Source organism: Pseudomonas sp. NFR09 (assembly GCF_900111535.1).
GTDB lineage: Bacteria > Pseudomonadota > Gammaproteobacteria > Pseudomonadales > Pseudomonadaceae > Aquipseudomonas > Aquipseudomonas extremorientalis.
This window is the reverse complement of the sequence record NZ_FOIH01000003.1, coordinates 372,280-394,783: the sequence shown is the minus strand read 5'-3', so window position 1 is coordinate 394,783 and position 22,504 is coordinate 372,280. Positions and strand designations below refer to the sequence as shown.

General features: G+C 60.4%; 20 protein-coding genes and 1 tRNA gene. 9 read left to right on the top strand and 12 right to left on the bottom strand.

Annotated features, from left to right (window positions below):
- Positions 1-262 precede the first annotated feature (262 nt).
- The 7 genes from BMX59_RS09320 to BMX59_RS09290 all read right to left on the bottom strand — a co-directional run bounded on the left by BMX59_RS09320 (position 263) and on the right by BMX59_RS09290 (position 6,925).
- Positions 263-1,216, bottom strand: coding sequence for a D-2-hydroxyacid dehydrogenase family protein (locus tag BMX59_RS09320; protein WP_092243888.1), 954 nt, complete (start codon positions 1,214-1,216; stop codon positions 263-265).
- Positions 1,217-1,243: 27 nt separating this feature from the next.
- A complete protein-coding gene (locus tag BMX59_RS09315) occupies positions 1,244-2,245 on the bottom strand; it encodes an alpha/beta fold hydrolase (RefSeq protein WP_093121125.1) in 1,002 nt (333 codons plus the stop codon).
- 56 nt (positions 2,246-2,301) lie between these two features.
- Entirely contained in the window at positions 2,302-2,733 is a 432-nt protein-coding gene (locus tag BMX59_RS09310; RefSeq protein WP_093121124.1) for a YqaA family protein, read from the bottom strand.
- Positions 2,730-3,176, bottom strand: coding sequence for a DUF411 domain-containing protein (locus tag BMX59_RS09305; protein WP_093121123.1), 447 nt, complete (start codon positions 3,174-3,176; stop codon positions 2,730-2,732). The genes BMX59_RS09310 and BMX59_RS09305 overlap by 4 nt, the downstream gene beginning before the upstream one ends.
- 87 nt (positions 3,177-3,263) lie before the next feature.
- Positions 3,264-3,722: an SRPBCC family protein gene (locus BMX59_RS09300; protein ID WP_071488173.1), complete on the bottom strand. Its 459-nt coding sequence runs from the start codon at positions 3,720-3,722 to the stop codon at positions 3,264-3,266.
- Positions 3,723-3,800: 78 nt separating this feature from the next.
- The gene (locus tag BMX59_RS09295; RefSeq protein ID WP_092243875.1) at positions 3,801-5,795 is read right to left on the bottom strand and encodes a methyl-accepting chemotaxis protein; all 1,995 of its coding nucleotides are present in this window, start codon (positions 5,793-5,795) and stop codon (positions 3,801-3,803) included.
- A gap of 134 nt (positions 5,796-5,929) precedes the next feature.
- On the bottom strand, positions 5,930-6,925 hold the full coding sequence (locus tag BMX59_RS09290) for an aldo/keto reductase (protein WP_071488175.1): 996 nt from the start codon (positions 6,923-6,925) through the stop codon (positions 5,930-5,932).
- Between the two features lie 119 nt (positions 6,926-7,044).
- Between BMX59_RS09290 and BMX59_RS09285 the strand changes: the two genes are divergently transcribed.
- Positions 7,045-7,956, top strand: a complete 912-nt coding sequence (locus tag BMX59_RS09285; RefSeq protein WP_093121122.1) for a LysR family transcriptional regulator — start codon at positions 7,045-7,047, stop codon at positions 7,954-7,956.
- Here the strand turns inward: BMX59_RS09285 and BMX59_RS09280 are convergent.
- Positions 7,953-8,858, bottom strand: a complete 906-nt coding sequence (locus BMX59_RS09280) for an AraC family transcriptional regulator (RefSeq protein WP_092243870.1) — start codon at positions 8,856-8,858, stop codon at positions 7,953-7,955. The genes BMX59_RS09285 and BMX59_RS09280 overlap by 4 nt on opposite strands.
- A gap of 102 nt (positions 8,859-8,960) precedes the next feature.
- Here BMX59_RS09280 and BMX59_RS09275 point away from each other — a divergent pair, with 102 nt between their 5' ends.
- Genes BMX59_RS09275 through BMX59_RS09255 form a run of 5 tightly spaced genes read left to right on the top strand, consistent with a single transcriptional unit; the run spans position 8,961 to position 13,362 of the window.
- A complete protein-coding gene (locus BMX59_RS09275; protein WP_093121121.1) occupies positions 8,961-9,521 on the top strand; it encodes a carboxymuconolactone decarboxylase family protein in 561 nt (186 codons plus the stop codon).
- A gap of 35 nt (positions 9,522-9,556) precedes the next feature.
- Positions 9,557-10,618, top strand: coding sequence for an acyl-CoA dehydrogenase family protein (locus tag BMX59_RS09270; RefSeq protein ID WP_093121120.1), 1,062 nt, complete (start codon positions 9,557-9,559; stop codon positions 10,616-10,618).
- Positions 10,615-11,418 (top strand): ABC transporter ATP-binding protein, encoded by an 804-nt coding sequence (locus tag BMX59_RS09265; RefSeq protein ID WP_093121119.1) that lies wholly within the window; start codon positions 10,615-10,617, stop codon positions 11,416-11,418. Before BMX59_RS09270 ends, BMX59_RS09265 begins: the two co-directional genes overlap by 4 nt.
- Positions 11,405-12,604, top strand: coding sequence for an ABC transporter substrate-binding protein (locus BMX59_RS09260; RefSeq protein WP_093121118.1), 1,200 nt, complete (start codon positions 11,405-11,407; stop codon positions 12,602-12,604). The genes BMX59_RS09265 and BMX59_RS09260 overlap by 14 nt, the downstream gene beginning before the upstream one ends.
- 11 nt (positions 12,605-12,615) lie before the next feature.
- The gene (locus BMX59_RS09255; protein WP_172963352.1) at positions 12,616-13,362 is read left to right on the top strand and encodes an ABC transporter permease; all 747 of its coding nucleotides are present in this window, start codon (positions 12,616-12,618) and stop codon (positions 13,360-13,362) included.
- A gap of 63 nt (positions 13,363-13,425) precedes the next feature.
- Here BMX59_RS09255 and BMX59_RS09250 read toward each other — a convergent pair whose 3' ends face one another.
- Positions 13,426-16,935 (bottom strand): membrane-targeted effector domain-containing toxin, encoded by a 3,510-nt coding sequence (locus tag BMX59_RS09250; RefSeq protein WP_093121116.1) that lies wholly within the window; start codon positions 16,933-16,935, stop codon positions 13,426-13,428.
- Between the two features lie 336 nt (positions 16,936-17,271).
- On the opposite strand from BMX59_RS09250, the gene BMX59_RS09245 reads away from it, so the two are divergent.
- A complete protein-coding gene (locus tag BMX59_RS09245; RefSeq protein ID WP_010210250.1) occupies positions 17,272-17,460 on the top strand; it encodes a hypothetical protein in 189 nt (62 codons plus the stop codon).
- Positions 17,461-17,466: 6 nt separating this feature from the next.
- Here the strand turns inward: BMX59_RS09245 and BMX59_RS09240 are convergent, their stop codons facing one another.
- Positions 17,467-17,847 carry a fe2+ zn2+ uptake regulation protein gene (locus BMX59_RS09240; protein WP_093121115.1) on the bottom strand — a complete coding sequence of 127 codons (381 nt, stop codon included), beginning with the start codon at positions 17,845-17,847 and terminating at the stop codon, positions 17,467-17,469.
- A 237-nt stretch (positions 17,848-18,084) separates the two neighbouring features.
- Between BMX59_RS09240 and BMX59_RS09235 the strand changes: the two genes are divergently transcribed.
- Both BMX59_RS09235 and BMX59_RS09230 read left to right on the top strand, forming a co-directional pair.
- On the top strand, positions 18,085-20,370 hold the full coding sequence (locus BMX59_RS09235; RefSeq protein ID WP_093121114.1) for a bifunctional acylase PvdQ: 2,286 nt from the start codon (positions 18,085-18,087) through the stop codon (positions 20,368-20,370).
- Positions 20,371-20,582: 212 nt separating this feature from the next.
- A tRNA-Cys gene (locus tag BMX59_RS09230) sits at positions 20,583-20,656 on the top strand.
- Between the two features lie 118 nt (positions 20,657-20,774).
- On the opposite strand, the gene BMX59_RS09225 is transcribed toward BMX59_RS09230, so the two are convergent.
- Positions 20,775-21,377 carry a hypothetical protein gene (locus tag BMX59_RS09225; protein ID WP_256572943.1) on the bottom strand — a complete coding sequence of 201 codons (603 nt, stop codon included), beginning with the start codon at positions 21,375-21,377 and terminating at the stop codon, positions 20,775-20,777.
- Between the two features lie 59 nt (positions 21,378-21,436).
- Entirely contained in the window at positions 21,437-22,501 is a 1,065-nt protein-coding gene (locus tag BMX59_RS09220; protein WP_093121112.1) for a tyrosine-type recombinase/integrase, read from the bottom strand.
- Between the last annotated feature and the right edge of the window lie 3 nt (positions 22,502-22,504).

The window sequence follows — 22,504 nt, the reverse complement described above, 5'->3', positions numbered from 1 at the left end:
TTTTGTTTTGGAACGGACCCATCGGTCATGAGTCTAGGACAGATCCCAGAGCCTGTAGGCTTTCTGGGAATATTTTGTAGGACAAAAAAATTGTAACCATATGCCAGGTGCTCTGTGGCGAGCAGGCTTGCCCTGCGTTGAGCTATGGAGCATTGGGGAGCGCTTCGCGCTCCAACGCGGGGCAAGCCCGCTCGCCACAACAAGCCCGCTCGCCACAGCAAGGCGGTTCGCTATAAGAGTGCGAACGCACAGAAACGGTGCGTCAGCCCAGCACGCGAATGGGCGTGCCGTTCGTCCAGGCTTGAATGTCTTCGATCATCTGTGAATAGAACTGCCGGTAATTCTGCTCGCTCACGTAGCCCACGTGCGGGGTGGCCAGCACATTTGGCAACGTGCGCAACGGGTGATCCGCCGGCAATGGCTCCTCGGCATACACATCCAGTGCCGCCCCGGCCAGGCGGCCGCTTTCCAGGGCCTGCACCAGTGCCTGCTCATCCACAATCGGCCCGCGTGCAGTGTTGACCAGGCGCGCGCCGGGTTTCATCCAGCCCAGCGCCTGGGCATCCACCAGCCCACGGCTACGGTCGCTGAGTACCAGATGAACGGTAAGGATGTCCGACTGTTCAAACAGCGCTTGCTTGCTGACCCAGGTCACGCCGGACTCGGCGGCACGTTCCGGCGTGAGGTTTTCACTCCAGGCAATCACGCGCATGCCGAACACCTGGGCAAACTGCGCGACCTTCTGGCCAATGCTGCCCAGGCCGAGAATCCCCAAGGTCTTGCCGTGCAGGTCGCCGCCGAGGCCCACCTGCCAATGGCCGGCACGCAGCGAATTTGCTTCGGCCACCAGGTTGCGGGTGGAAGCCATGATCAATGCCCAGGTCAGTTCCGGCGCGGCGTGTTTATAGCTGTCGGTGCCGCAGACCTGAATGCCCAGGGCCTTGGCGGCGGGAATGTCGATGGCGGCGTTGCGCATGCCGCCGGTCACCAGCAATTTGAGCCGGGGCAGGCCTTGCAGCAGCGCCTTGTCGAAGGTGGAGCGTTCGCGCATCACGCAAATCACCTCGAACCCCTGCAAACGCTCGATCATCGTGGCGGTATCCGCCGGGTAGTCGTGCAGGAAATGCACCTGGCCCACCGCCTCAAGGACTGACCAATCCACCACGCCTCTGGCCACGTCCTGCCAATCATCAATGACTGCGATCTGTACCGACATTCAACGAGTGCCTCGAAAAAGGTTGGATTAAAGGGCGTTCAGCCCCTGCAACAGTGCTGCGTGAAACCGGGCCGGCTCTTCCATTTGCGGCGCATGCCCCAGGCCTGGGAATTCCACCAGGGTGGCATGGGGGATCAGCTTGGCTGCCTGCTTGCCAAGCACGGCGTAGTTGCCGAGCTTGGCTTTGACGGCTGGCGGCGCGACGTCTTTGCCGATGGCGGTGTTGTCGGACGTGCCAATCAGCAGCAGCGTCGGCATCTTCAGGTCCTTGAACTCGTAGTACACCGGCTGGGTGAAGATCATGTCGTAAATCAGCGCCGAGTTCCATGCGACCCGCGTATGCCCGGGGCCGTTGCTGAGGCCGGCGTACATGTCTACCCAGCGCTCGTACTCCGGCTTCCAGCGCCCGACGTAATAAGTGTTGAGTTGGTACTTGCGGATGCCCTCGGCACTGACATTCAGCTCACGGGCATACCATTGGTCGACGCTGAGCGAGGGCACCCCCAGCGCTTTCCAGTCTTCCAGGCCGATCGGATTGACCAGCGCCAACTGTTCGGTTTGCCCGGGGTACATCAGCGCGTAGCGCGTGGCAAGCATGCCGCCGGTGGAATGGCCGACAAGGGTAGCCTTCTGAATACCGAGCTTTTCCAGCAGTTGGTGGGTATTGAGAGCCAGTTGCTGGAAGCTGTATTGATAGTGATCGGGTTTGCTGGAGCTGCAGAAGCCTATCTGGTCCGGCGCGATCACGCGGTAGCCGGCGTCGCTCAGGGCCTTGATCGAACTTTCCCACGTCGCGCCGCAGAAGTTCTTGCCGTGCATCAGCACCACGCTGCGACCGTTGGGCTTGCCATTGGCCGGCACGTCCATGTAGCCCATTTGCAGCGACTCGCCTTGGGATTGAAACTCGAAATGCTTGAGCGGATAGGGGTAGTCGAAGCCTTGCAGTTCAGGACCGTAGGTGGCGGCAAACACCGGCGCGGCGGTGGCCGTGATCAGGCCGGCGATGCAAAAAGCGCGGAACAGAGGCATGGGAAGGGCTCCTGGAAAGGTGGTTCGGATGCTGTTGCCCAAGGATTAAGCAGCGATTAAACCCATTGCAAAGTCACGGCGGCCAGCACGCCATAACGCAGGCCTTTGGCCAGGGTCACCAGCAACAGAAATCGCCACAATGGCTCGCGCATCACTCCGGCTACCAGCGTCAGCGGGTCGCCAAGGATCGGCACCCAACTGAGCAACAGTGTCCAATGGCCCCAGCGCTGGTAATGCTGGCGGGCTTTATCCAGTTGCTGGTCGCTGACCGGAAACCAGCGCCGCCCCTTGAAGTGCTCCACCCAGCGCCCCAGCCACCAGTTCACCACCGAACCGAGCACATTGCCCAGGGTGGCGATGCCCAGCAACAGCCATAGGCTGTAATGCCCGCTGAGCAGCAGGCCGACCAGCACGGCTTCCGATTGCAGGGGCAGCAAGGTCGCGGCGCCAAACGCCGCGAAGAATAACCCCAGGTAGCCCGCGATCATTGCGCCGGGTATTCAGCCACGACGACATCTTTACCCTCACGGGTCAGGCCGATGACCTGATAGGCCTGGCTGCGGCCTTCCACTTCCATGCCGGGCGAGCCCATGGGCATGCCCGGCGCGGCGATTCCCAGCAGGTCGTCGCGCTTGCGCAGGGCCAGCACCTGTTCGGCGGGGACGTGGCCCTCGACGAATTTGCCGTCGATCACGGCGGTGTGGCACGAGCCCAGGCGCGGCGCTACGCCCAGGCGTTGCTTGACGGCACTCATGTCGGCTTCGATGTGGTCATTGACCTTGAAGCCGTTGCTTTCCAGGTGGCTGATCCATTTTTTGCAGCAGCCGCAGTTGGCGTCGCGGTGCACGTCGATGGGGATCAGGTCGGCGGCCTGGGCCAGGGTGGCGGTGAACAGGGTCGACAGCAGGGCCAGGCGCAATGGGATTTTCATAGGATCTCGCGTGCAGGTGGGATGGCGGCGATCATGACGACGTCATCGCAGGCAAGCCAGTGTCCACAGGGCGAGAATGTTTCAAGATTATACGAGCGGTGGATTTTCCAGCCTGTGCTTGAGCTGGTCCAGGGCAAGCGCCGACAGTTCGATCATGCGTTTATGCAAGGTGGCAAGTTGCAGTTCGGTTTCATAGGTCAGTACCCGCTTGAACAGCGTGCCGCCCTGGTGGGGCATGAGGAAGTAGTGAATCGAACCATCCACGGCCAGGGACGTGAACACGGTCTTGAACTCGCCGGGGCGCCGGGCGATCTGCACGCGGTAGCTCATGGGCACGCGTACACCCAGCAGGTCGATCATTTCGGTGAAGCGGGCGCCGGCGGGGAGTGAGCCGGTAGTGCCGGTATCGGCACCGAGGGACGTGGGGTGCCATTCGTGCCAGCGATCCGGCTGGGTCACATAGTCATAAACGGCATCGATGGGAGCCTGGATAAAGCGTTCCTGACTGATCCGTTCCAAGCGGACCGACTGCTCGGCTGCGCGCATGGCACACCTCCTGTGCGTCTTCGAACTGTCAGAATAGTCCCACTCCCGCACATTGCACGGGAGTGTTTCAGCCGTTTATCAGCACACCTTGAAACGACTCATCAGGGTAATCACCCGCCCATTCGCCTCGAGCAGGCTCTGGGTATTGTTTTCGGTGGCGTGGCCGCTCTGTACCAGCTCTTCGACCATTTGTCGGATCTGCACCATGCTGCGGTTGATCTCCTCGGTCACCGCGCTTTGCTGTTCGGCGGCCGTGGCGATCTGGGTGCTGAGGTTGTTGATATGGCTGACGGAGCCGGCCATTTCATCCAGCCCGGTATTCACCCGCGCCGTGGCGTCCGCCGCCGACTGGCAACTGGCCTGGGTGTTTTCCATCGCTGCCACCGAGGAACTCACGCCCGCGGTCAGGCGCGTGAGCATGTCGTTGATCTGCGAGGTACTGGCCTGGGTGCGTGCGGCGAGCGCGCGCACTTCATCGGCAACCACCGCAAACCCACGGCCTTGCTCGCCAGCCCGCGCCGCTTCGATGGCGGCGTTGAGGGCAAGCAGGTTGGTCTGCCCGGCAATCGCGCCGATCACGCCGAGGGTTTCGGTGATGCGTGCAGCGTCCTGGCGCATGTTCTCTACGCTGTGGGTAGCGCTGGAGACTTCGCCGATCAACGCGCTGACACTGTTGGACGCCTCACCGACCACCACGCGGGAACGATCGGCATGCTCGTTGGCGCGCTGGGTGAACGCGGCGGTTTCGGCGGCGTTTTGCGCCACGGTGTCGGCGGTGGAGCTCATTTCGGTAATGGCGGTCACCGTCTGGTCGGTCTCCGACGCATGCCGCACCAGGATCTGGTTGGTGTGCGCCGAGGTCTGTTGCAACTGCGCCAGGCTCGACGACATGGCGCCGGTGGCCTGGGTCACTTCGCCGATCATGTTTTGCAGGTAGACGATAAAGCGGTTAACCGAATGGCCGATGGCGCCCAGTTCGTCTTCGGCACGGATGGTGATGCGTCGCGTGAGGTCGGCGTCGCCGGCGGAGAGTGCGTCGATATTGGTTTTCAGCGACTTCATGCGCTGCACCAGTTGGCGGATCGCATATACCGCGAGCAGCACCAGCAACAACACCATGGGGATCTGCAACAGCGCCAGGCTGCCGAGCACGTCATTGCGCTGGGCGGTGATCAGCGAGGTGGGCAGGGCGGTGGCTAGGAACCACGGGGTGCCTTCGATAGGGCGCATGTAGAAGGTGCTGGCCACGCCCTGGTTGTCGAACTCATTGCGTTGCAGGGCCTGGTCGCGATGGGCCAGGGCTTTGCTGACCTGGGCGGCAAACGCGGAGGTGCCGGTGAGTTCGCTGATGTTTTTCAACACCACCGGGCCGCTGATGCGCGAGCTGTTGCTGATGATCTTGCCGTCGCCTTCAACGATCAGCATTTGCCCGCCGATGTCGCTCTCTTTGCTGGCCACCAGATCATTGAAGAAGCCCAGGGTCACGTCGATGGTGGCGACGCCATAAGGCACGCCGTCGCGCTGGATTGCCATGGCGCAGTTGGTGCGCGGCTCCTGGCTGGCGTCGTCCTTGTAGGCGGCGGCCCAGGCACATTGACCGCGTGGCGAAGCGAGGCCGCCCTTGTACCAACTCTGGTCGTAATAGTTGGGCGCCGGGTCGCTGTTCCAGAAGGTGTTCACGGTCAGCTTGCCCGATGCATCGCGGTGCCAGAACGTGCTGTGCTTGTTGCGCCCCGGGGTGCGCTGGTTGGGCAGCGGCCAGATGCCGCCGCCGAAGACTTTCAACTCGCCATACTGGTCGACCAGGCCCGGCAGGACTTTGTCGATGGCATCGCTGTCGAGCAATGGAATGGTCTGGGTGATGCTGCGTTGCTGGGACTGGACCTTGTTGAGTTCGCCCTGGATCTGCTCGGCGACCTCGGCGACACGGTTGAGCACCACCTGCTCTTCGGTGTGCTGTAGCTTGGGTGCGACCAACTGGCCGATACCCACCACGGTCAACACAAATAACACCAGGACGAACAGCACCAGGAACAGGGTATAGCGGGCTTGGATGGAGCGCAGTGGGGGCATGGGGTCGTCCTTACGAAGCGTTTATTGTCGACGCGGCTTTGTTAGAGCTTCGTAGGGCTATCGGCTTGGCAGGACAGAGCTTTAGGTACGATGGTGCAAGAAAATACCGCGCCGGTGACCGACGCGGTATTTATTCAGATATCCAGCATAGCCATGACGGCCTCGGGGTAGCGCAAGCCGGCGGGCGCCTCGGCAGGGAAGATGGCCTCCAGCGCCGCCAGTTCGCCCGGGCTGAGGCTGACCGACAGCGCGGCGACATTCTCCTCCAGGTATTTGCGCTGCTTGGTGCCGGGAATCGGGATGATGAAATCACCCTGCGCCAGCACCCACGCCAACGCCAGTTGCCCGGCGCTGATACCCTTGTCGGCGGCCAGTGCCTGCACGTTTTTCACCAGTTCTAGGTTCTTGCCGAAGTTCTCGCCCTGGAAGCGTGGGCTGAAGCGGCGGTAGTCATCGGCGCCGAAGTCGTCCGGGCTTTGCAGCGCGCCGGTCAGAAAGCCACGGCCCAGCGGGCTGTAGGGCACAAAGGCGATGCCCAGGCGCTGGCAGGCAGCGAGGCAGCCGTTGTGTTCCTGGTCGCGGCTCCACAGCGAGTATTCGCTTTGCAGGGCGCTGATCGGGTGCACCTTGTGGGCGCGCTCCAGGGTGGCGGCGGAGGCTTCGCTCAGCCCCAGGTAACGCACCTTGCCCTGTTGCACCAGCTCGGCCATGGCGCCGACGGTCTCTTCGATGGCGACCTCCGGGTCGATACGGTGTTGGTAATACAGGTCGAGGGTTTCTACGCCAAGTCGTTGCAGCGTGCCGTCGATGGCCTTGCGGATGTATTCAGGGCGGCCGTTCACACCCCGCACGGCGGGGTTGGCCGGGTCACGCACGATGCCGAACTTGCTGGCCAGGAACACCTGGTCGCGCTTGCCGACGATGGCCTTGCCGATCAGTGCTTCGTTGGTGTGCGGACCATAGATATCGGCGGTGTCGAGGAGGTTGATGCCCAACTCCAACGCGCGGTGCAGGGTTGCCGTGGCTTCGCGGGTGTCGCTGCCGGGGGTGTAGAAATCGCTCATGCCCATGCAGCCGAGGCCGATGGCTGAGACGAGTGGGCCGTGGGTGCCGAGTGTGCGGGTATGCATGGGGTGTGCTCCTTGGGTGGGAAGGCCTGCATTGTCACGCTCGACAAAACCGGGATAAACCGGCTAAAAGCACTAACACTATTCGTAATATCTGAATAATCAGCGCAAGGAGCCGCCCCTTGGACCGTTTCAACGCGATGCGCGTGTTCACCCGGATCGTCGAATTGCGCGGCTTTGCCAAGGCCGCCGACAGCCTGCAATTGCCCCGCGCCTCGGTGACGGTGTTGATCAAGCAATTGGAGGCGCACCTGGGCGTGCAACTGTTGCAGCGCACCACGCGGCAAGTCAGCCCGACGCTGGATGGCGCGGCGTACTACCAACGCTGTGTACAGTTGCTGTCGGACCTTGAGGAAACCGAGGCGGTGTTTTCCACCCGGCGCCAGAATCCACGCGGCACCCTGTGCGTAGACATGCCGTCAGGAATAGGGCGCTTGATCGTGATCCCTGCATTGCCGGCATTCACCGCCCGCTACCCCCAGATCGAACTGGAGATTAGCCTGAACGACCGTCCGGTGGACTTGATCCGTGAAGGCGTGGATTGCGTGCTGCGTGGTGGTTTGGCCCTGGATGAGTCGCTGGTGGCACGGCCTCTGGCGATGATGGATCAATTGACGTTGGCGAGCCCGGGGTATCTGGCGCGCAGAGGGATGCCTGCGTCGTTGCAGGACCTGGCCAACCATCAGATGGTCGAGTATGTCTCCAGCGTCACGGGCAAACGCTTTGGCCTGGAGTTTGAGGTCGACGGCCAATTGCGCACGGTCAACCTGTCAAAAGGCTTGGCGGTGAACAGTTCCGATGGCTACTTCGCGGCCTGTGAAGCCGGGTTCGGCTTGATCCAGGCACCCGGTTACCATGCGATGCGCCAATTGGCCGAGGGCACCCTGGTGCAGGTATTGCCCAGCCTGGCGGTGCCGAAAATGGCCCTGTCGGCGCTGTATCCGCCGCACCGTCAACTGTCCCAGCGTGTGCGGGTGTTCGTGGACTGGCTGGTCGAACTCTGCGCCCGGCCCGACACCGGTTTGCAGCGCTAGGCCTGGGCCTTGCGATACGCCCCAGGCTGTTGCCCGGTGACCTTGTGAAACGCCCGGGTGAACGCTGCCACCGACTGATACCCCACGGCCAGCGAGACGTCCGCTACCGTCTGGTCCTGCTTGAACAGTTGGCAGGCATGGCGCATGCGCATCATCAGCAGCACTTGCCCTGGCGACTGCCCGCACAGTTCATTGAAACGCTTGAAAAACGCCGAGCGCGACAACCCGGTGCACGCGGCCATGCTTTCCAGGGTCCAGGCCTCGGCGGGCTGGGCGATCAACTGCTCCAGCAGGTTGGCGAACGCCGGTTGCCGGGCCAGCGCCGCCAGGCCGCCGAGTTCACGGTTGTCCAGCACTTGTTGGCGCAGGACATACAGGAACAACAGGTGGCACAGCCGCTCAAGCAAGGCAGAGGAGGGCGCAGGCACGCGCTCGCACTCTTGCAGGATCAGGTCGAACAGGTTGCGCGCGGCGGTCAACGAAGGGTCGCCTGCGCGCAGGATGATCCAGGCGGGCAGGGTGTCGACGATCATCGCCGACAGGCCGGACTGGAAGTGAAAGAACCCGCAGACCAGGCCGACGCCATCGCTGGCGGCGCTGTCCAGGGGCTCCATCGGTACACGGGGGCATTCCTGGGCGCCGGCGGCGGTGGGCTCACCGGACAGCCGATATTCCAGGTCGCGCAACAGGAACACCGCGTCGCCGTTATCCAGCCGATGCGGCGTGGCGTCGCCCTCGATATGCAGCCAGCACTGACCCTGCACAATCAGGTGGAAACTGGCGCTCGCCAGGCCGTGGGTGCTCGCATGCCAGTCGCCGCAGTAGCGGCCCACATGGAACAGGCTGGTGTCGAGTTCGAGGCTGTCTAATAACCAATCGACAAGTGCACTGGACGAATTCATCTAATGGAAAGACTCAAGAGCAAGTAATCGCTACTTTAGCCTATTGAGACGATTTCTTATAACCAACAGACTGGATACACGAACCCATCAGGAGACCACTCCATGTCCCGTGTACCCCTGCTTACCCCTGAAACCGCGCCGGACGCGGCCAAGCCCTTGCTGGAAAACGCGCTGAAAGGCTCGGGTTTCATCCCCAACCTGCTGGCGGTACTGGCCAACGCTCCGGCGGCGCTGGAGACCTATATCACCGTGTCCGGGCTGAACGCCAAGGCCGAACTCAGCCTGGCCGATCGCGAAGTGGTGCAGTTGATTGCAGCCACCACCCACGGCTGCGATTTCTGTGTGGCCGGGCATACTGCCGTGGCACGCAACAAAGCCAAATTGCCGGAAGAAGTCATCGACGCCCTGCGTCAACGCGGTGAGCTGCCCAATGCCCGCTATGAAACCCTGGCTGCGTTTACCCGCGAAGTGATCGCCAGCCGTGGCGATGTCAGCGATGCCGGTTTTGATGCGTTCCTGGCCGCCGGTTATACCCAGGGCCAGGCGCTGGAAGTTATTTTGGGCGTGAGCCTGGCAACCCTGTGCAACTTCGCTAACGTGTTTGCGCGCACCCCGTTGAACCCGGAGCTGGCGCAATACCGCTGGGAAAAACCCGCAAGCTGAAGATGACCCACCCGCTGTGAAAAGGAGAAACATGAATGCTTGACCCAATCTTGAGCCGTTGGCTCGATGTTCAAGCCCAGGCCCTGGACGTGGGCAGTTGCGATCCACAGGAAGTGCTGCCACGGCTGGCAGAGGCCAATGTATTGCGTATCGGCGTGCCGGCTCAGCTTGGTGGCCTGGGTGGGGATGTGGCCGGTGCGGTGGAGGCTATCGCCAATGTTGCCAGCCATTCCCTGGCGGCGGCGTTTGTGTGCTGGGGCCAGCGTTCGTTTATCGAATATTTGCTGCAAAGCCCGAATGCGCAATTGCGTGAGCGACTCTTGCCGGACCTGCTCAGCGGCAAGTTGGCGGGGGCCACGGGGCTGTCCAACGCGATGAAGTTCTTGTCGGGTATTGAAGCCCTGCAGATCAGCGCCGAGCCTACCGACGACGGCTGGACCCTCAACGGCCGGCTGCATTGGGTCACCAACCTGCGCAAAAGCGGTTTTGTCGCTGCGGCTGCTATCGAGCATGCCGGGGGTGGTGCGCCGTTTATCCTGGCGATTCCGGATGCGGTGGCCGGCTTGCAGCGCTCCCGCGACCTGGAACTGCTGGGGTTGCAGTCCAGCAACACGGCGGCCCTGGGGCTCGAAGGCGTGGCGCTGAGTCGCGACTGGTTGCTGCATGAGGATGCACGCAAGTTTTTACCTGCGGTGCGCCCGGCGTTCCTTGGGTTGCAGTGTGGCATGTCCATCGGCCTGGCCCGGCGCTCCCTGGCGGAAGTGGCCAACCACCTGGGCGCGACCCGTACGGTGTTGCGCGAAGAGCTGGAGACGCTGCGCGGGACTTTGGATCACCTGGTCAGCGACCTGAAGAACGGCCTGTTGGCCGGGCGCTTTGCGGCCGAGCCGGCAGCGTTGTTCAAGCTGCGCATCGCCCTGGCCGAAACGGCCGCCCATGCTGTGCAACTGGAGTTGCAGGCCAGCGGCGGCAAGGCCTACCTCACCGCCCACGGCAGCGGCTTTGCGCGGCGCTGGCGTGAGTCGGCGTTCGTGCCGATCGTGACCCCGAGCCTGGTGCAATTGCGCACCGAGTTACAGCGCCAGGCCAATCTATGACGAACGCGGTATTGAACGCCCAGGGGATTTGCCTGGGGTACGCCGGCGGTCCAGTGTTGCAGGGCTTTGACCTGCAACTGCAGCCCGGCGAAGTGGTGTCGATCCTCGGTCCCAGCGGGGTAGGCAAGTCCAGCCTGCTGCGGGTGCTTGCCGGTTTGCAGGCGCCGCAGGGCGGCAGTGTGCGGGTGCTCGGTGAACCTGTGGATGGCCCTCACCCGCGTGTTGCGGTGGCGTTTCAGGACCCCAGCCTGCTGCCCTGGCTGAGCCTGGAAAAGAACGTCGCCTTCGGCCTGGACTTCGCCCGCCAGCCACACTTGAGCGTTGAGGAAAGCCGCCAGCGTGTCGACCACGCCATCGCCGCCGTTGGCCTGGAGCATGCGCGCCAGCACTTCCCGGCGCAGCTTTCCGGCGGCATGGCCCAGCGTACGGCGCTGGCCCGTTGCCTGGCGCGCCAGCCCCAGGTGCTGTTGCTGGATGAGCCGTTCGGTGCCCTCGACGAGGTGACCCGCGCCGACATGCAGCACCTGCTGCTCAAGGTCAACCGCGAGCAGGGCTCGGCGGCCGTGTTGATCACCCATGACATTGATGAAGCGCTGCTGCTGTCGGACCGCATCCTGCTACTGGGCAACCGCCCGGCGCGGACGTTGGGCGAGTGGCTGATCGACCTGCCGCAACCGCGCGAAGAACAGGTGGAAGCCATCGGCGCGCTGCGCATCGATATCCTCAAAACCCTACGGCAGGCGAGCCGCCCTCAACCCAACCCCCTTGACCTGCTGGAGCCTGCCCATGTGCCTGGATGACCTGACCCACTCGCGTCGCGACTTTCTCAAACTCTCCGCCATGCTCAGTGCCGCCGGCGCCTTGCCGCTGCTGAGCAGTCTGCAGGCCCGCGCTGCCAGCGAGCCGGACGCACCCGTGCGCATTGGCTACTTGCCGATCACTGACGCCACGCCGTTGCTGGTGGCGCATAACAATGGCCTGTTCGAAGCCGAAGGCATCAAGGCCGAGCGCCCGGTGCTGCTGCGCAGTTGGGCGCAGGTGATCGAGGCGTTCATTTCGGGCCAGGTCAACGTGATTCACCTGCTGTCGCCAATGACCGTGTGGGCACGCTATGGCAGCAAGGTGCCGGCCAAAGTGGTGGCGTGGAACCATGTGGGTGGCTCGGGCCTGACCGTGGCGCCGGGCATCACCGATGTGAAGCAATTGGGCGGCAAGTCGGTGGCGATCCCGTTCTGGTATTCGATCCATAACGTAGTAGTGCAGCAACTGTTCCGCGACAACGGCCTCACGCCGGTGGCGCGGGCGGCGGGCAGTGCGATTGCGGCCAATGAGGTCAACCTCATCGTGCTGCCACCGTCGGACATGCCACCGGCGCTGGCCAGCCAGCGTATCGATGGCTATATCGTCGCCGAGCCGTTCAACGCCCTGGCGGAAAACCTCAAGGTCGGTCGCGTGCAGCGCTTCACCGGTGACGTGTGGCGCAACCACGCATGCTGCGTGGTGTTCATGCACGAGCACGACCTGACCAGCCGCCCGGAGTGGTCGCAGAAGGTGGTGAATGCCATCGTCAAGGCGCAGGTGTGGACCCGCGACAACCGCGAAGCGGCGGTGAAGCTGCTGTCCAAGGACGGCTCTAACCGCTATACCCCGCATGCCGAGCCGGTGTTGAGCAAAGTGCTGGCGCCCGCCGCGGCCGACCGTGTGGCCTACCTGGCCGACGGCGCGATCCAGCATGGGAGTTGGGATGAGCACCGCATCGATTTCCAGCCCTACCCATTCCCCAGCTACACCGAGGAACTGGTGCGCCGCCTGAAGGACACGCTGATCGAGGGCGACAAGAAATTCCTCGCCGACCTGGACCCGGCGTTTGTCGCCAAGGACCTGGTAGACGACCGTTTCGTGCGCAACGCCATTGAGTCCGTGGGCGGCATGAAGACCTTTGGTTTGCCTGAGGGGTTTGAGCGGCATGAGGAGATTGGCGTTTGAACAAACGGGAAATCCCGGGCTGGTTGCTCGGGTTGAGTGGCTTGGCGGGGTTGCTGTTGCTCTGGTGGCTGGGGGTGAAAGTGTTTGGCGCGGCGGACGGCTTGTCGGCACGCTTTTCCCTGGCCGCCACGGCCGCCAGCCTGTGGGAATTGCTCGGGCGCGGGGAGTTGTACCTGCACATCGCCGTGAGCCTCAAGCGTATTTTCGTTGGGTTGCTCCTGGCCTTGCTGGTCGGCGTGCCGCTGGGATTGCTGGTGGGCAGTTCGCGCAACCTGGAGGCGGCGACCACGCCGGCGTTCCAGTTCCTGCGCATGATCTCGCCGCTGTCGTGGATGCCCATCGTGGTGATGCTGATGGGGGTAGGCGACCAGCCGATCTATTTCCTGCTGGCCTTTGCTGCCGTATGGCCGATCATGCTCAACACCGCCGCCGGGGTGCGTCAGCTCGACCCACGCTGGTTGCAGTTGAGCGCCAGTTTGAGCGCGACCCGCTGGGAGACCTTGCGCCGGGTGATCATTCCCGGCGTGGTGGGGCATGTGCTGACGGGCGTGCGCCTGGCCATCGGCATTCTGTGGATCGTGCTGGTGCCGTGCGAGATGTTGGGAGTCAGTGCGGGGCTTGGGTATTACATCCTCGATACCCGTGATCGGCTGGCTTATTCGGAGCTGATGGCGATGGTGGTGTTGATCGGCTTGTTGGGCTTTGCGCTGGATGCCTTGGCGCGGTGGCTGCACCAGCGGTGGGTGCGTGCTGGCTGATAGGGCAAACAACGGCCCGGATACATCCCCGGGCCGTTGTTTGCGGGAGAGCAGCAAGTAAGGTCAGCGTTCTACAAAAATATGCAGATCACCCGGAATGCCGCCTCCCCAGCCTACCGGTTTTGTAGGGTCTTGAGGCCGGCCAATTAACTGCTTGCCGACCTGCCCTTTGACGTTATCTGCGTTAGCCACGTAGATGCCGATGCTGTGTGTCAACTCAGCCAGGCCTGGTACATTTTCGCAAGTGTTCATATGGGCGCACCCAACCAGTGCGACCCATTTTTCAGTTCCTGAAGTCGCCTGGATGGTTTCCGAGGCGTAGTAGTTGCACTCCCTGAGGCGGCGTTGCGAGCTTTCGCCCGTTGTTGTACGCTTTTTATGGGGCTGGTCTTTGTGTCGCGTGAGGAAGCAGTGATCAATGGGCATGACTTCTATGCCATTGGCCTCAAGCTTTCCGAGTAGTTCCTCGAGCGTCGGATTAGTTCGACGCCCTTGTTCACCCAGTACACCTATACCGTCATCCCGCAGGCCTGTCGGCGTATCGATAAGCCCTTCGAAATACACTTTCTTGACGCCTTGGTTCTTTAACGTTTCCACGTTAGCGAAAAGCACCTTGAAACTCGCCATCTGTGAGTGCTTTTCCCCCAACACTATGCCGTTAGAGGTTTTGAACGCCTCTTCAAACAGTGTTGGCACGCTGACGGATTTGGGCACCGATGGGATAAGAGGACGCTCCAGCTTTTTTATAGGGGGCAGGGCGTCATAAAATGCGTTCATTTCTTGTTTGAACTTGTTCATGGTTGCTTCTATGGTATCCGGTTCGAAATGGTCAAGCTCCAACTTGCCTTGCAAGCTTTCTACGTAGTCGCCCTCGGGTAATGGCTTTTTGATGTGTAACGGACGAGCGTCGGTATTCAAGGGGTTGAATCGATGACTTTTGTTGGGTTTTCTGTGTGTTGTGGGAGAGTTAGGATTCAAGGTGTCCTGCACGCTGAAATCCTTCAGTGGCGGGCCGTAAGGCTTCATCGTGACCGGGTCATAGGCGTACCGTTGCCCATTATGAATAATGCTGCTGGTCTCCAGGGTTTGCTCCCCGACCTTTAAGGTCCCCCATGTGACATCACCGTAAGGCGGCGGAGTCAAGCCTGCCGCAATCTTGGCTTTAGTAATGCCTTTGCTTGCGAGGCGGGTGCCCCCGAGCAACAAATCACCTACACCATTCAACGGGTTGAACTCACTGATAACGGTGGTTCCGACGATTCTCGAGCATTGCAGCGCCTTCTTCGTCATGGTGATGGCTTTGGTACCAACCTTGGCGACTTTCGCTGCGGCCGCTGCACCGGCAGTGACAAAACTGAAGACGTCCAGGAACAGGTCTGTGGCGCCGTCGATGTATTGACCCTCCTTGAAATTGCAAATCGCCGATCTGAGAGGGATCAAATCCAGGAAAAAGTTGGTCAAGGCCCATTCGGCATCCATCTGCTTATCGAAGCTGGTGACGCCCTTGGCTTGCTTGATGACGTCCCGATTATCAATGTGAAGGTGTTTCACAAAGGTATCTGCAATGGCCTGGGTTCGAGCGCTTGTGAAGGTGGAGGGGGTAGGCTGCGCTGATCCGGCTTGTGTGTTCTGGCTGAAGTCGGCATTGGCAACGGGTGTGAATTTCTCGATCGGATAGACCCGATTGGCATCGCGCTCACGCTCGCAGGTCAGGACACTGTTACTGACCTGCGTGATGGAATGCTTGCTCAGGTCCACCTCATACGTGGTGGTGCCATTCGCGCCAGTGGCCTTGACGTAGAGCTTTTCATTTTTATGGTGGAGGGTTCTGTCGGTGAAACCGAGGCCCAGGCGATAGGTATTGAGCTGATAGAACTCAAGCTGCCCGTACTCGAGGTTCTGCCTGTCAGCCAGTGGAAGCTGGGCGATCATATGTTTGATCGCTACGCCGATGCCTTTTTTCTTGTCGCTGATGGCCTGTGCAAGTTGGCTGTTGAATTCGGCATTGACTCCCAAATTGAGCGACTTGCCTTCCAGTGCGGCATTGATGCGCGGGTCTTGGCTCACCCATTCGTAGTTGTCCAATCCACTCATTGCAATGTCCAGGAGCGACATCATGCCCGCAGGCGCGCGATTCGGGTCGTAGACCGGTTGAATTGAAGGTTGCTTGGTGTCATGGACCTTCAGCAACTTTTCTTCAAACGGAACGCTTTCGCCAAACCGCTCCTTGAGGCGAGCGAGGGCGATATCCCTGCGGCTGGGCATTTCGGATTGGATCAGGCTGGAGGCGTCAATCTGCTCAATGGCCTGTTGGTTGAACGCGTTTCTGACCACCTCGATGTCGGCTGCGTTGTAACGTCCGGCCTGCTCCGGAGAAAGAACGCCATTGACCAGCCCCCATACTCGCAGGGCAGCGATCAGCGCACGTTGAGTGGCCTGCGGATTGTAAAGGGCGGCAGTTTCAGCTTCAGCCATGACTTGGTTAAAGGTCATGTTTTGCACTTTTCCTGGCGTCTTGGCCTCTATCGATGCTGCCGCGGTCCGCAGCCTGACCCAGGCGGCGCTGGCGTACACCACAGCGTCGGGAACGTCTTTGATCAAGAGTTCGGGGTGCTTCATTAAAAGCAACAGGTGTGCACCTGTTTTGGACATCTCGGCGGAGGTTCTACCTGATTTGCTCAGGTGCGTACTCAAGCCGTCTACAATCATCGATAAAGGCTTGCCCCAATGGGTTTTGTTGGACAAATCAAAACCGGCCACTTTATTAGGGTTAGGCTCGGTCAAGCACTCCGGGTCCATTTGCAGAATTATTGCTGTCTTGAGGCATTCGTACGCGCTTTCGCGGGTGGCAACCCAATTCATTTGCTTGCACAGGGTTTCAGCCATCAATAACCCCTCGGCAGTACCCATCAGCATTTCCCCCACTTGGATGGGATCACTCAGGACTCCCTCGGGAAGGGGGGCCTTGTAACGCAAAAACTCCAGCAACCCCCCCTTCACTCCCATGACCAAGGGCTTGTCACCGAGATGATGTTCGTAGTTCATGGCGAACTTACGCAGGCGCCCTTGATCAACTGTGCTCAAGGGAATAGGCCAGCTCAACGCACCACCAAAATTGCCAAGGGGGTGTTCCAGAGCTCTGTCGATCAGGGCTCTGGCCAGGGCGATCAAGGAATAGTGGCTGTCCGGTACGGGGAGGCCGTTGGAGGTGATGTAGTTCTCCAGTGTGGTGGTTCTGCCGGCTTCCTCAGAGGAAGATGAGCCCGGCGCGACTTCCATCGACGTGGACTTGAGTGCCGTGAGGACAGCCAGCGGGGTGGCCGCTTCACCCAGTTGCGCCGCCAGCTCATTGAGTTTGCGTGCCAGGGTCCTGAAGTTCTTCTGATCTGCGAGCTGTTGCTTGAAGTCACCGCTGTCTGGGCAATTGTCTGTTTGTGGCTGGGGAGTGGGGCCTGCTGCCGAATCGAGGTGTGCGCTGGCGGTGTCTCGGAGGGTGGATAGAGATGGACCGTTAGGGTGGGGCGGTTGATACGTGTATGACTGCTGAGGCGAGCGAGTATGTAGTTGGGTCATTGTTGGGTACCTATTCAGACGTACTGAGAACAAGCGCCTGTCAACGGGAGGTTCCCTTTTCCCATGGCGCACCGCTGTGTGCTGAAAACGTCCGTTCGCGTTCCGGCTGCGGGTACCAGGTTTTGTAAGATCGGATGTAGGCGGGGAGTAGGCGGGCTGGTCAAGTGCAGTCAGTTCCGTACCGACGACAGCGTCAGCATTGCACTGTCAGGGAATATTTTCTGCTTACTCGGGCTGGGTTTATCGCAGCGTGCGCCAGACGAGCCAAAGCGTTTCATCACCTGTAACATGAGCGCCTATTGATCCCGTTCCACTCCCAGATACAGGACCCCCCTGATGACCCAAAAACAGCGTTTGAAATATTCGATTCTGATTGCCCTGGCCGTACTGGCGACGATGTTTGGCCTGTCCTATTTGCAAAACACCGGGGTCATCAGCGAGAAGACATTCCAGACCATCGCCATTGCCGTCGCAGTGGTCGTGGTGGTGATCAACGGCATCATGCGCCGCAAGGTCAAGCTTTAACGGCGATCAGGCGCGGCCTTCGAGTACCTTGGCAGCCTCTTCATGGAGGCTGTAGCTTTTGTCCGCATTGAGGGTGATCACACCTTCGCTGCACAGGCGCTTGAGTACCTCGCGCACGCTGAGAAACGACAACGGAATGCCCAGCTCCAGCAAGTGGCTGTGCACGCCGCGTACGCCAAGGGTGCGCTGGTTGTCGGCGGCGGTGAGCAGGGCGTCGATGACCTTCAGCCGGATCAGGCTGGTACGCAGGCCAAAACACTTGAGCAGATGGCGGATACGCTGGTTGCCTTGCTGTTCGGGCGTTTTGCCGAACGCTTGCGGGCCGCTGCCGAAACTGGCGTCGGCCGCGTGTGAATGTCCATCCGTGGGCACTTGCGGGTTGTACATGCAAAAACTCCTTATCAGAGCCTGATCAGGAAAAAATGAGCGCTCTTGGTTAATAAGACGAACGAGCGAGCGAAATCATGAAGTGTCGGATGTAGAAATTTCGTCGGTATCGGTTTTGTCACATCCCCATCGCCTTAAATAAACGACCCCGTGCATTAAATTATTCCCGGTGATTTGCGTTCTTACGGTGGGGTTATTGCCCCTTGTGAGACGGTTAAATCTGACGGTGGAGTCTGCGTGATTATTTCCAATGGGTTGTCCAGGGTCTGCATGGCCGGAGTGTTGCTGGGGTTGGGCCTGGCCGCCTCTGCGCGGGAGCAGGTGACGCCAGCGGCGGCGGACATCCGCCGCACCAGTTACGGCGTACCGCATATCCGCGCCAACGATGAACGTGGCCTGGGCTTCGGCATTGGCTACGCCTACGCCCAGGACAACCTGTGCCTGCTGGCCAATGAAGTGGTCACCGTAAATGGCCAGCGCGCCCGCTTCTTCGGCCCCGAGCAGGCGACCCTGGAAGAGCGCAACAACCTGGCCAGCGACCTGTTCTTTGGCTGGCTCAATACGCCGGATGCGGTGGCGGCATTCTGGAAGGCGCAGAGCCCGCAGATCCAGCAGCGTATTGAAGGTTATGTGGCCGGCTACAACCGTTATCTGAAAGAGCAGGGCGCGCCTGCGCAGTGCCAGGCGGCGTGGGTGCGGCCACTGGTGGCTGAAGATCTGGTCAAGCTGACCCGCAGGCTGTTGGTCGAAGGCGGTGTCGGCCAATTCGCCGAAGCCCTGGTGGGTGCGGCGCCGCCTCAAGCAACCGCCGGTGTGTCGAGCAGTGCCAAGGCCTTTGATCAGGTCGTGGCCAATCAACAGCGTTTCGCCTTCGATCGTGGCAGTAACGCCGTGGCAGTGGGGCGTGACCGCTCGTTCAACGGGCGCGGCATGTTGCTGGCCAACCCGCACTTCCCATGGGTGGGCGGCATGCGGTTTTACGAGATGCACCTGACCATCCCCGACCAGTTGGATGTGATGGGCGCTGCGCTGCCGGGCCTGCCGGTGATCAATATCGGCTTCAACCAGCATGTGGCGTGGACCCACACCGTGGACACGTCCAAGCACTTCACCCTGTACCGCCTGACCCTGGACCCCAAGGACTCCACGCGCTACATGCTCGATGGCAAATCGGTCGCCCTGGATAAAACCACGGTAACCGTGCAGGTCAAACAGGCCGATGGCAGCCTCAAGGACCAATCGCACACCGTCTATAGCTCACAGTTCGGCCCGGTGGTGCAGTGGCCGGGCAAGCTCGATTGGGACAGCCACTACGCCTTCAGCCTGCGCGATGCCAACCTGGGCAACGACCGTGTATTGCAACAGTGGTACGCGATGAACCGTGCCGGCAGCCTCAATGAGCTGAAAACCTCGGTGCACACTCTGCAAGGCATCCCGTGGGTCAACACCCTGGCCGCCGATGACCAGGGCCAGAGCCTGTACATGAACCTGTCGGTGGTGCCCAACGTCAGCGCGGCCAAACTGGCGCAATGCAGCGACTCACGCGCCGGCCTGCAGATGATCATGCTCGACGGCGCCCATAGGGCCTGTGCCTGGGACGTTGACCCGCGTGCAGCACAGGCTGGGATCTTCCCGGCCGACCAACTGCCGCAATTGCAACGCACCGATTACGTGCAGCACTCCAATGACTCGGCGTGGCTGGCCAACCCCAAGGCGCCGTTGACCGGTTTCTCCCCGCTGATCAGCCAGGACCATCTCGGCCTCGGCCCACGTGCGCGCTTTGCCCTGCAACGCCTGCAATCCCTGGTTAAACCGATCAGCGTCAGCGACCTGCACAACATGGTGATGGACAATGAGGTGTACCTGGCCGGCCAAGTCATGCCCGATCTGCTCGCGTTCTGCGCCAAACACCTCGGCAGCGACGCCACTGCCTTGCACCCCCTGTGCTCCAGCCTGAAAACCTGGGACCAGCGTGCCAACCTCGACAGCGGCCTCGGCCTGGTGCACTTCATCAACCTGGTGCAGCACCTGCAGCAAATCCCCGACGCCTGGCGCGTGGCCTTCGACCCGGCCCAACCCCTCACCACCCCACGCGGCCTGGCCATCGACCGCGCCGATGTCGCCAAAGCCCTGCGCGAAGCCATGCTGGCCTCCACCGCCGACGTCGCCAAACGCGGTTTGACCGCCAGCAGCACCTGGGGCGAGGTCCAATTCGCAGGGCAAACCCCGATCCACGGCGGCCCGCAGGAACTCGGCATCTACAACGCCATGCAAACCGTGCCCCGCGCCGACGGCAAGCGCGAAGTGGTCAGCGGCACCAGCTACCTGCAAATCGTCACCTTCGACGACCAGGGGCCCCATGCCCAAGGCATCCTCGCGTTCTCCGAGTCCAGCAACCCGGCTTCCCCACACGCCAAGGACCAGACCCGAGCCTTCTCCCAAAAACAACTGCGCCCGCTGCCCTTCACCGAAGCCCAAATCAAGGCCGACCCGCAGTACCAACAACTGCGCATCAAGGAGTAGGGCAGGCCCGCAACCCCTTGATGCCAATACGAAATATTTTTGAAATCAAGGGGTTGCACGCCTAGGCAAATACGTACATAATGGCGCCCATCGAACGCAATGAAGCATTAAAAACTTCAATGTATTCAATGAGTTAGAGTAGAGGCAGGGTTATACAGCCCACTCAAGTTTTTATGCGGTGAGTGTCAGCAGTCGGGACATTGATCGTTTGAGGCCGAGTAGCAAAATGGTTATGCAGCGGATTGCAAATCCGCCTACGCCGGTTCGATTCCGACCTCGGCCTCCACTCTTAAAGCCCCGTAGATCAATGGTCTACGGGGTTTTTTATTGCCCGCGATTTGGGATCGTTTCCGCAACTTTTACGATCGTTTCCGCAATCTGCCAGGCAGCATCGGCGTTTTGGACTATTTCGGAGCAGCTACCGCTGCTGATTTTTGAGCCTCAATCTGCAGCCGAACTTTGTTCAGAGCCGCCTCCTGAACGAGCGTGTTTAATGCAGTTCCCCAGAACGCAATGCACGAGATCAGGAAGTCAATTTGAGGGCTATCAGTACCAAATGTTATTTTTTCACCGGGACGTTTTACGGGAAGTGAGATGTAGCGCTTCTCCAAAGGCGCGAACTCTGCGTCTATAGCGGACATTAAGTTCACAAGTCTAGCGAGCTGCTTTACATCTCCTTTATCTATCCCTGGGCTGTGGCCATGGGCGAGTTTGTTTCTCATGTTGTTAATCTGATGAATCACCGCGGCTATTTGCAGGGGCATTCCGAAGGCCGTAGCCATGCCCAACTTTTGGCCGAAGTCCCGTGGGGGTTTAGCGTATTTACCTACTTCGCCTTGGCATTTCTCTTCTAGGTAAAATAATAAAAGGCTTTCAAGCATCAGGTGAAATCTAAGAACGCACCCCATTTCGTCTTCTGTTTCTGCCGCAGCAATAATATTCTTCACATCTGTAACTTTCTCAACGGCCAAGTCGATTTTATAAACCTCCCCTGAATTGGTGGTCATGTTCATTTCCATATCTGATTATCCTTTTTGTTGGGTGGAGTTCCGAATATAGCACGTGACTATTTAGTCGGTTTTACAATCTCACCTACTCGCCGATAGACCTTCTTGGTCATCTCCTCGGTTGAGTGTCCAAGCAAGCGGCTGGCGTGCGTGAGTTCGATCTCGCTGGCGGCTTTCGGGCGAATGTCTTTGAATTGGAACTGACGGATCAGCACTGCCAGGGATGAATCGCCATCGGCTCCGGCCTTAATAGCGGCTTTCTCGCGGGCTTCGTCCCACCGGTTGCGCAACATCTGCTGACTCATGCGAAGGCCGGAGGTGTTTGTGATGAGCGTTGATGTCTTTATGCCGGCCAAGGCGCGGCGTTCCTGCAGGTCATTGATAAAGGCACTAAGCGCGGACTGAACGCCTTCATCTTCCAGGCGTAGTCGAAGCTTCTTCGCGGTTTTGCCCTGCTTGACCATTAGGAAGCCTGCGTTCAAGTCTGTGGTGGCAACCGCGAGCACGTCAGCCGGGCGCTGGCCCGTCAGGTAGGCCAAGTCCATGGCGTCCTTGAGTTCCTGTACGGCTGCGTCGTACACCGCATTCCACACGATATCGCCGGCGTAATAATCTCGCGGTGTCTCCTTGTTGCGTCGAACGCCGAAGCAAGGGTTTGCATTGCTGGTTAACCCCCACTCGCGGGCGATTGTGAACATATGCGACAGCAGTGCGATTTCGCGGTTGGCCCTGACCTTGGCGGTCCTGGCGTCCCGGTACTGTGCAACTACCTGGGGAGTGATCGAATCAATAGGGGCTTTCTCAAACGCTTTCCTGAGTTGCTTGAGTTCTTTCATGTTGTCGGACTGGGTGCGCAGCCCCTTGGTGGGGATGATCTCCTTCACGTACCTATCGAACAAAAAGCCCAGCAAGTGGCTGGGCTTCGGTGGTGCTCGTCGCTCCAGCCTGGCCCATTCCACTTTTGCCTGGTCGAGGTCGCCGCCCAGGGGAATCTCTTTACGTTTGCCGTTGGCGTCCCTGCCATTGTAGTAATACCCCGTCCATATCTTGCCGCTCTTGAGTGTGGCATTACGGCGGATCATGCGCGGTGGCAGGTCCAGATTGGCTGCATTTTTCCTTCGCATTGG

Excerpts from the sequence above, each read along its gene's own strand:
- BMX59_RS09320 (WP_092243888.1), bottom strand. The coding sequence starts at position 1,216 with ATGTCGGTACAGATCGCAGTCATTGATGATTGGCAGGACGTGGCCAGA.
- BMX59_RS09315 (WP_093121125.1), bottom strand. The coding sequence starts at position 2,245 with ATGCCTCTGTTCCGCGCTTTTTGCATCGCCGGCCTGATCACGGCCACC.
- BMX59_RS09310 (WP_093121124.1), bottom strand. The coding sequence starts at position 2,733 with ATGATCGCGGGCTACCTGGGGTTATTCTTCGCGGCGTTTGGCGCCGCG.
- BMX59_RS09305 (WP_093121123.1), bottom strand. The coding sequence starts at position 3,176 with ATGAAAATCCCATTGCGCCTGGCCCTGCTGTCGACCCTGTTCACCGCC.
- BMX59_RS09300 (WP_071488173.1), bottom strand. The coding sequence starts at position 3,722 with ATGCGCGCAGCCGAGCAGTCGGTCCGCTTGGAACGGATCAGTCAGGAA.
- BMX59_RS09295 (WP_092243875.1), bottom strand. The coding sequence starts at position 5,795 with ATGCCCCCACTGCGCTCCATCCAAGCCCGCTATACCCTGTTCCTGGTG.
- BMX59_RS09290 (WP_071488175.1), bottom strand. The coding sequence starts at position 6,925 with ATGCATACCCGCACACTCGGCACCCACGGCCCACTCGTCTCAGCCATC.
- BMX59_RS09280 (WP_092243870.1), bottom strand. The coding sequence starts at position 8,858 with ATGAATTCGTCCAGTGCACTTGTCGATTGGTTATTAGACAGCCTCGAA.
- BMX59_RS09275 (WP_093121121.1), top strand. The coding sequence starts at position 8,961 with ATGTCCCGTGTACCCCTGCTTACCCCTGAAACCGCGCCGGACGCGGCC.
- BMX59_RS09270 (WP_093121120.1), top strand. The coding sequence starts at position 9,557 with ATGCTTGACCCAATCTTGAGCCGTTGGCTCGATGTTCAAGCCCAGGCC.
- BMX59_RS09265 (WP_093121119.1), top strand. The coding sequence starts at position 10,615 with ATGACGAACGCGGTATTGAACGCCCAGGGGATTTGCCTGGGGTACGCC.
- BMX59_RS09260 (WP_093121118.1), top strand. The coding sequence starts at position 11,405 with ATGTGCCTGGATGACCTGACCCACTCGCGTCGCGACTTTCTCAAACTC.
- BMX59_RS09250 (WP_093121116.1), bottom strand. The coding sequence starts at position 16,935 with ATGACCCAACTACATACTCGCTCGCCTCAGCAGTCATACACGTATCAA.
- BMX59_RS09245 (WP_010210250.1), top strand. The coding sequence starts at position 17,272 with ATGACCCAAAAACAGCGTTTGAAATATTCGATTCTGATTGCCCTGGCC.
- BMX59_RS09240 (WP_093121115.1), bottom strand. The coding sequence starts at position 17,847 with ATGTACAACCCGCAAGTGCCCACGGATGGACATTCACACGCGGCCGAC.
- BMX59_RS09225 (WP_256572943.1), bottom strand. The coding sequence starts at position 21,377 with ATGACCACCAATTCAGGGGAGGTTTATAAAATCGACTTGGCCGTTGAG.
- BMX59_RS09220 (WP_093121112.1), bottom strand. The coding sequence starts at position 22,501 with ATGCGAAGGAAAAATGCAGCCAATCTGGACCTGCCACCGCGCATGATC.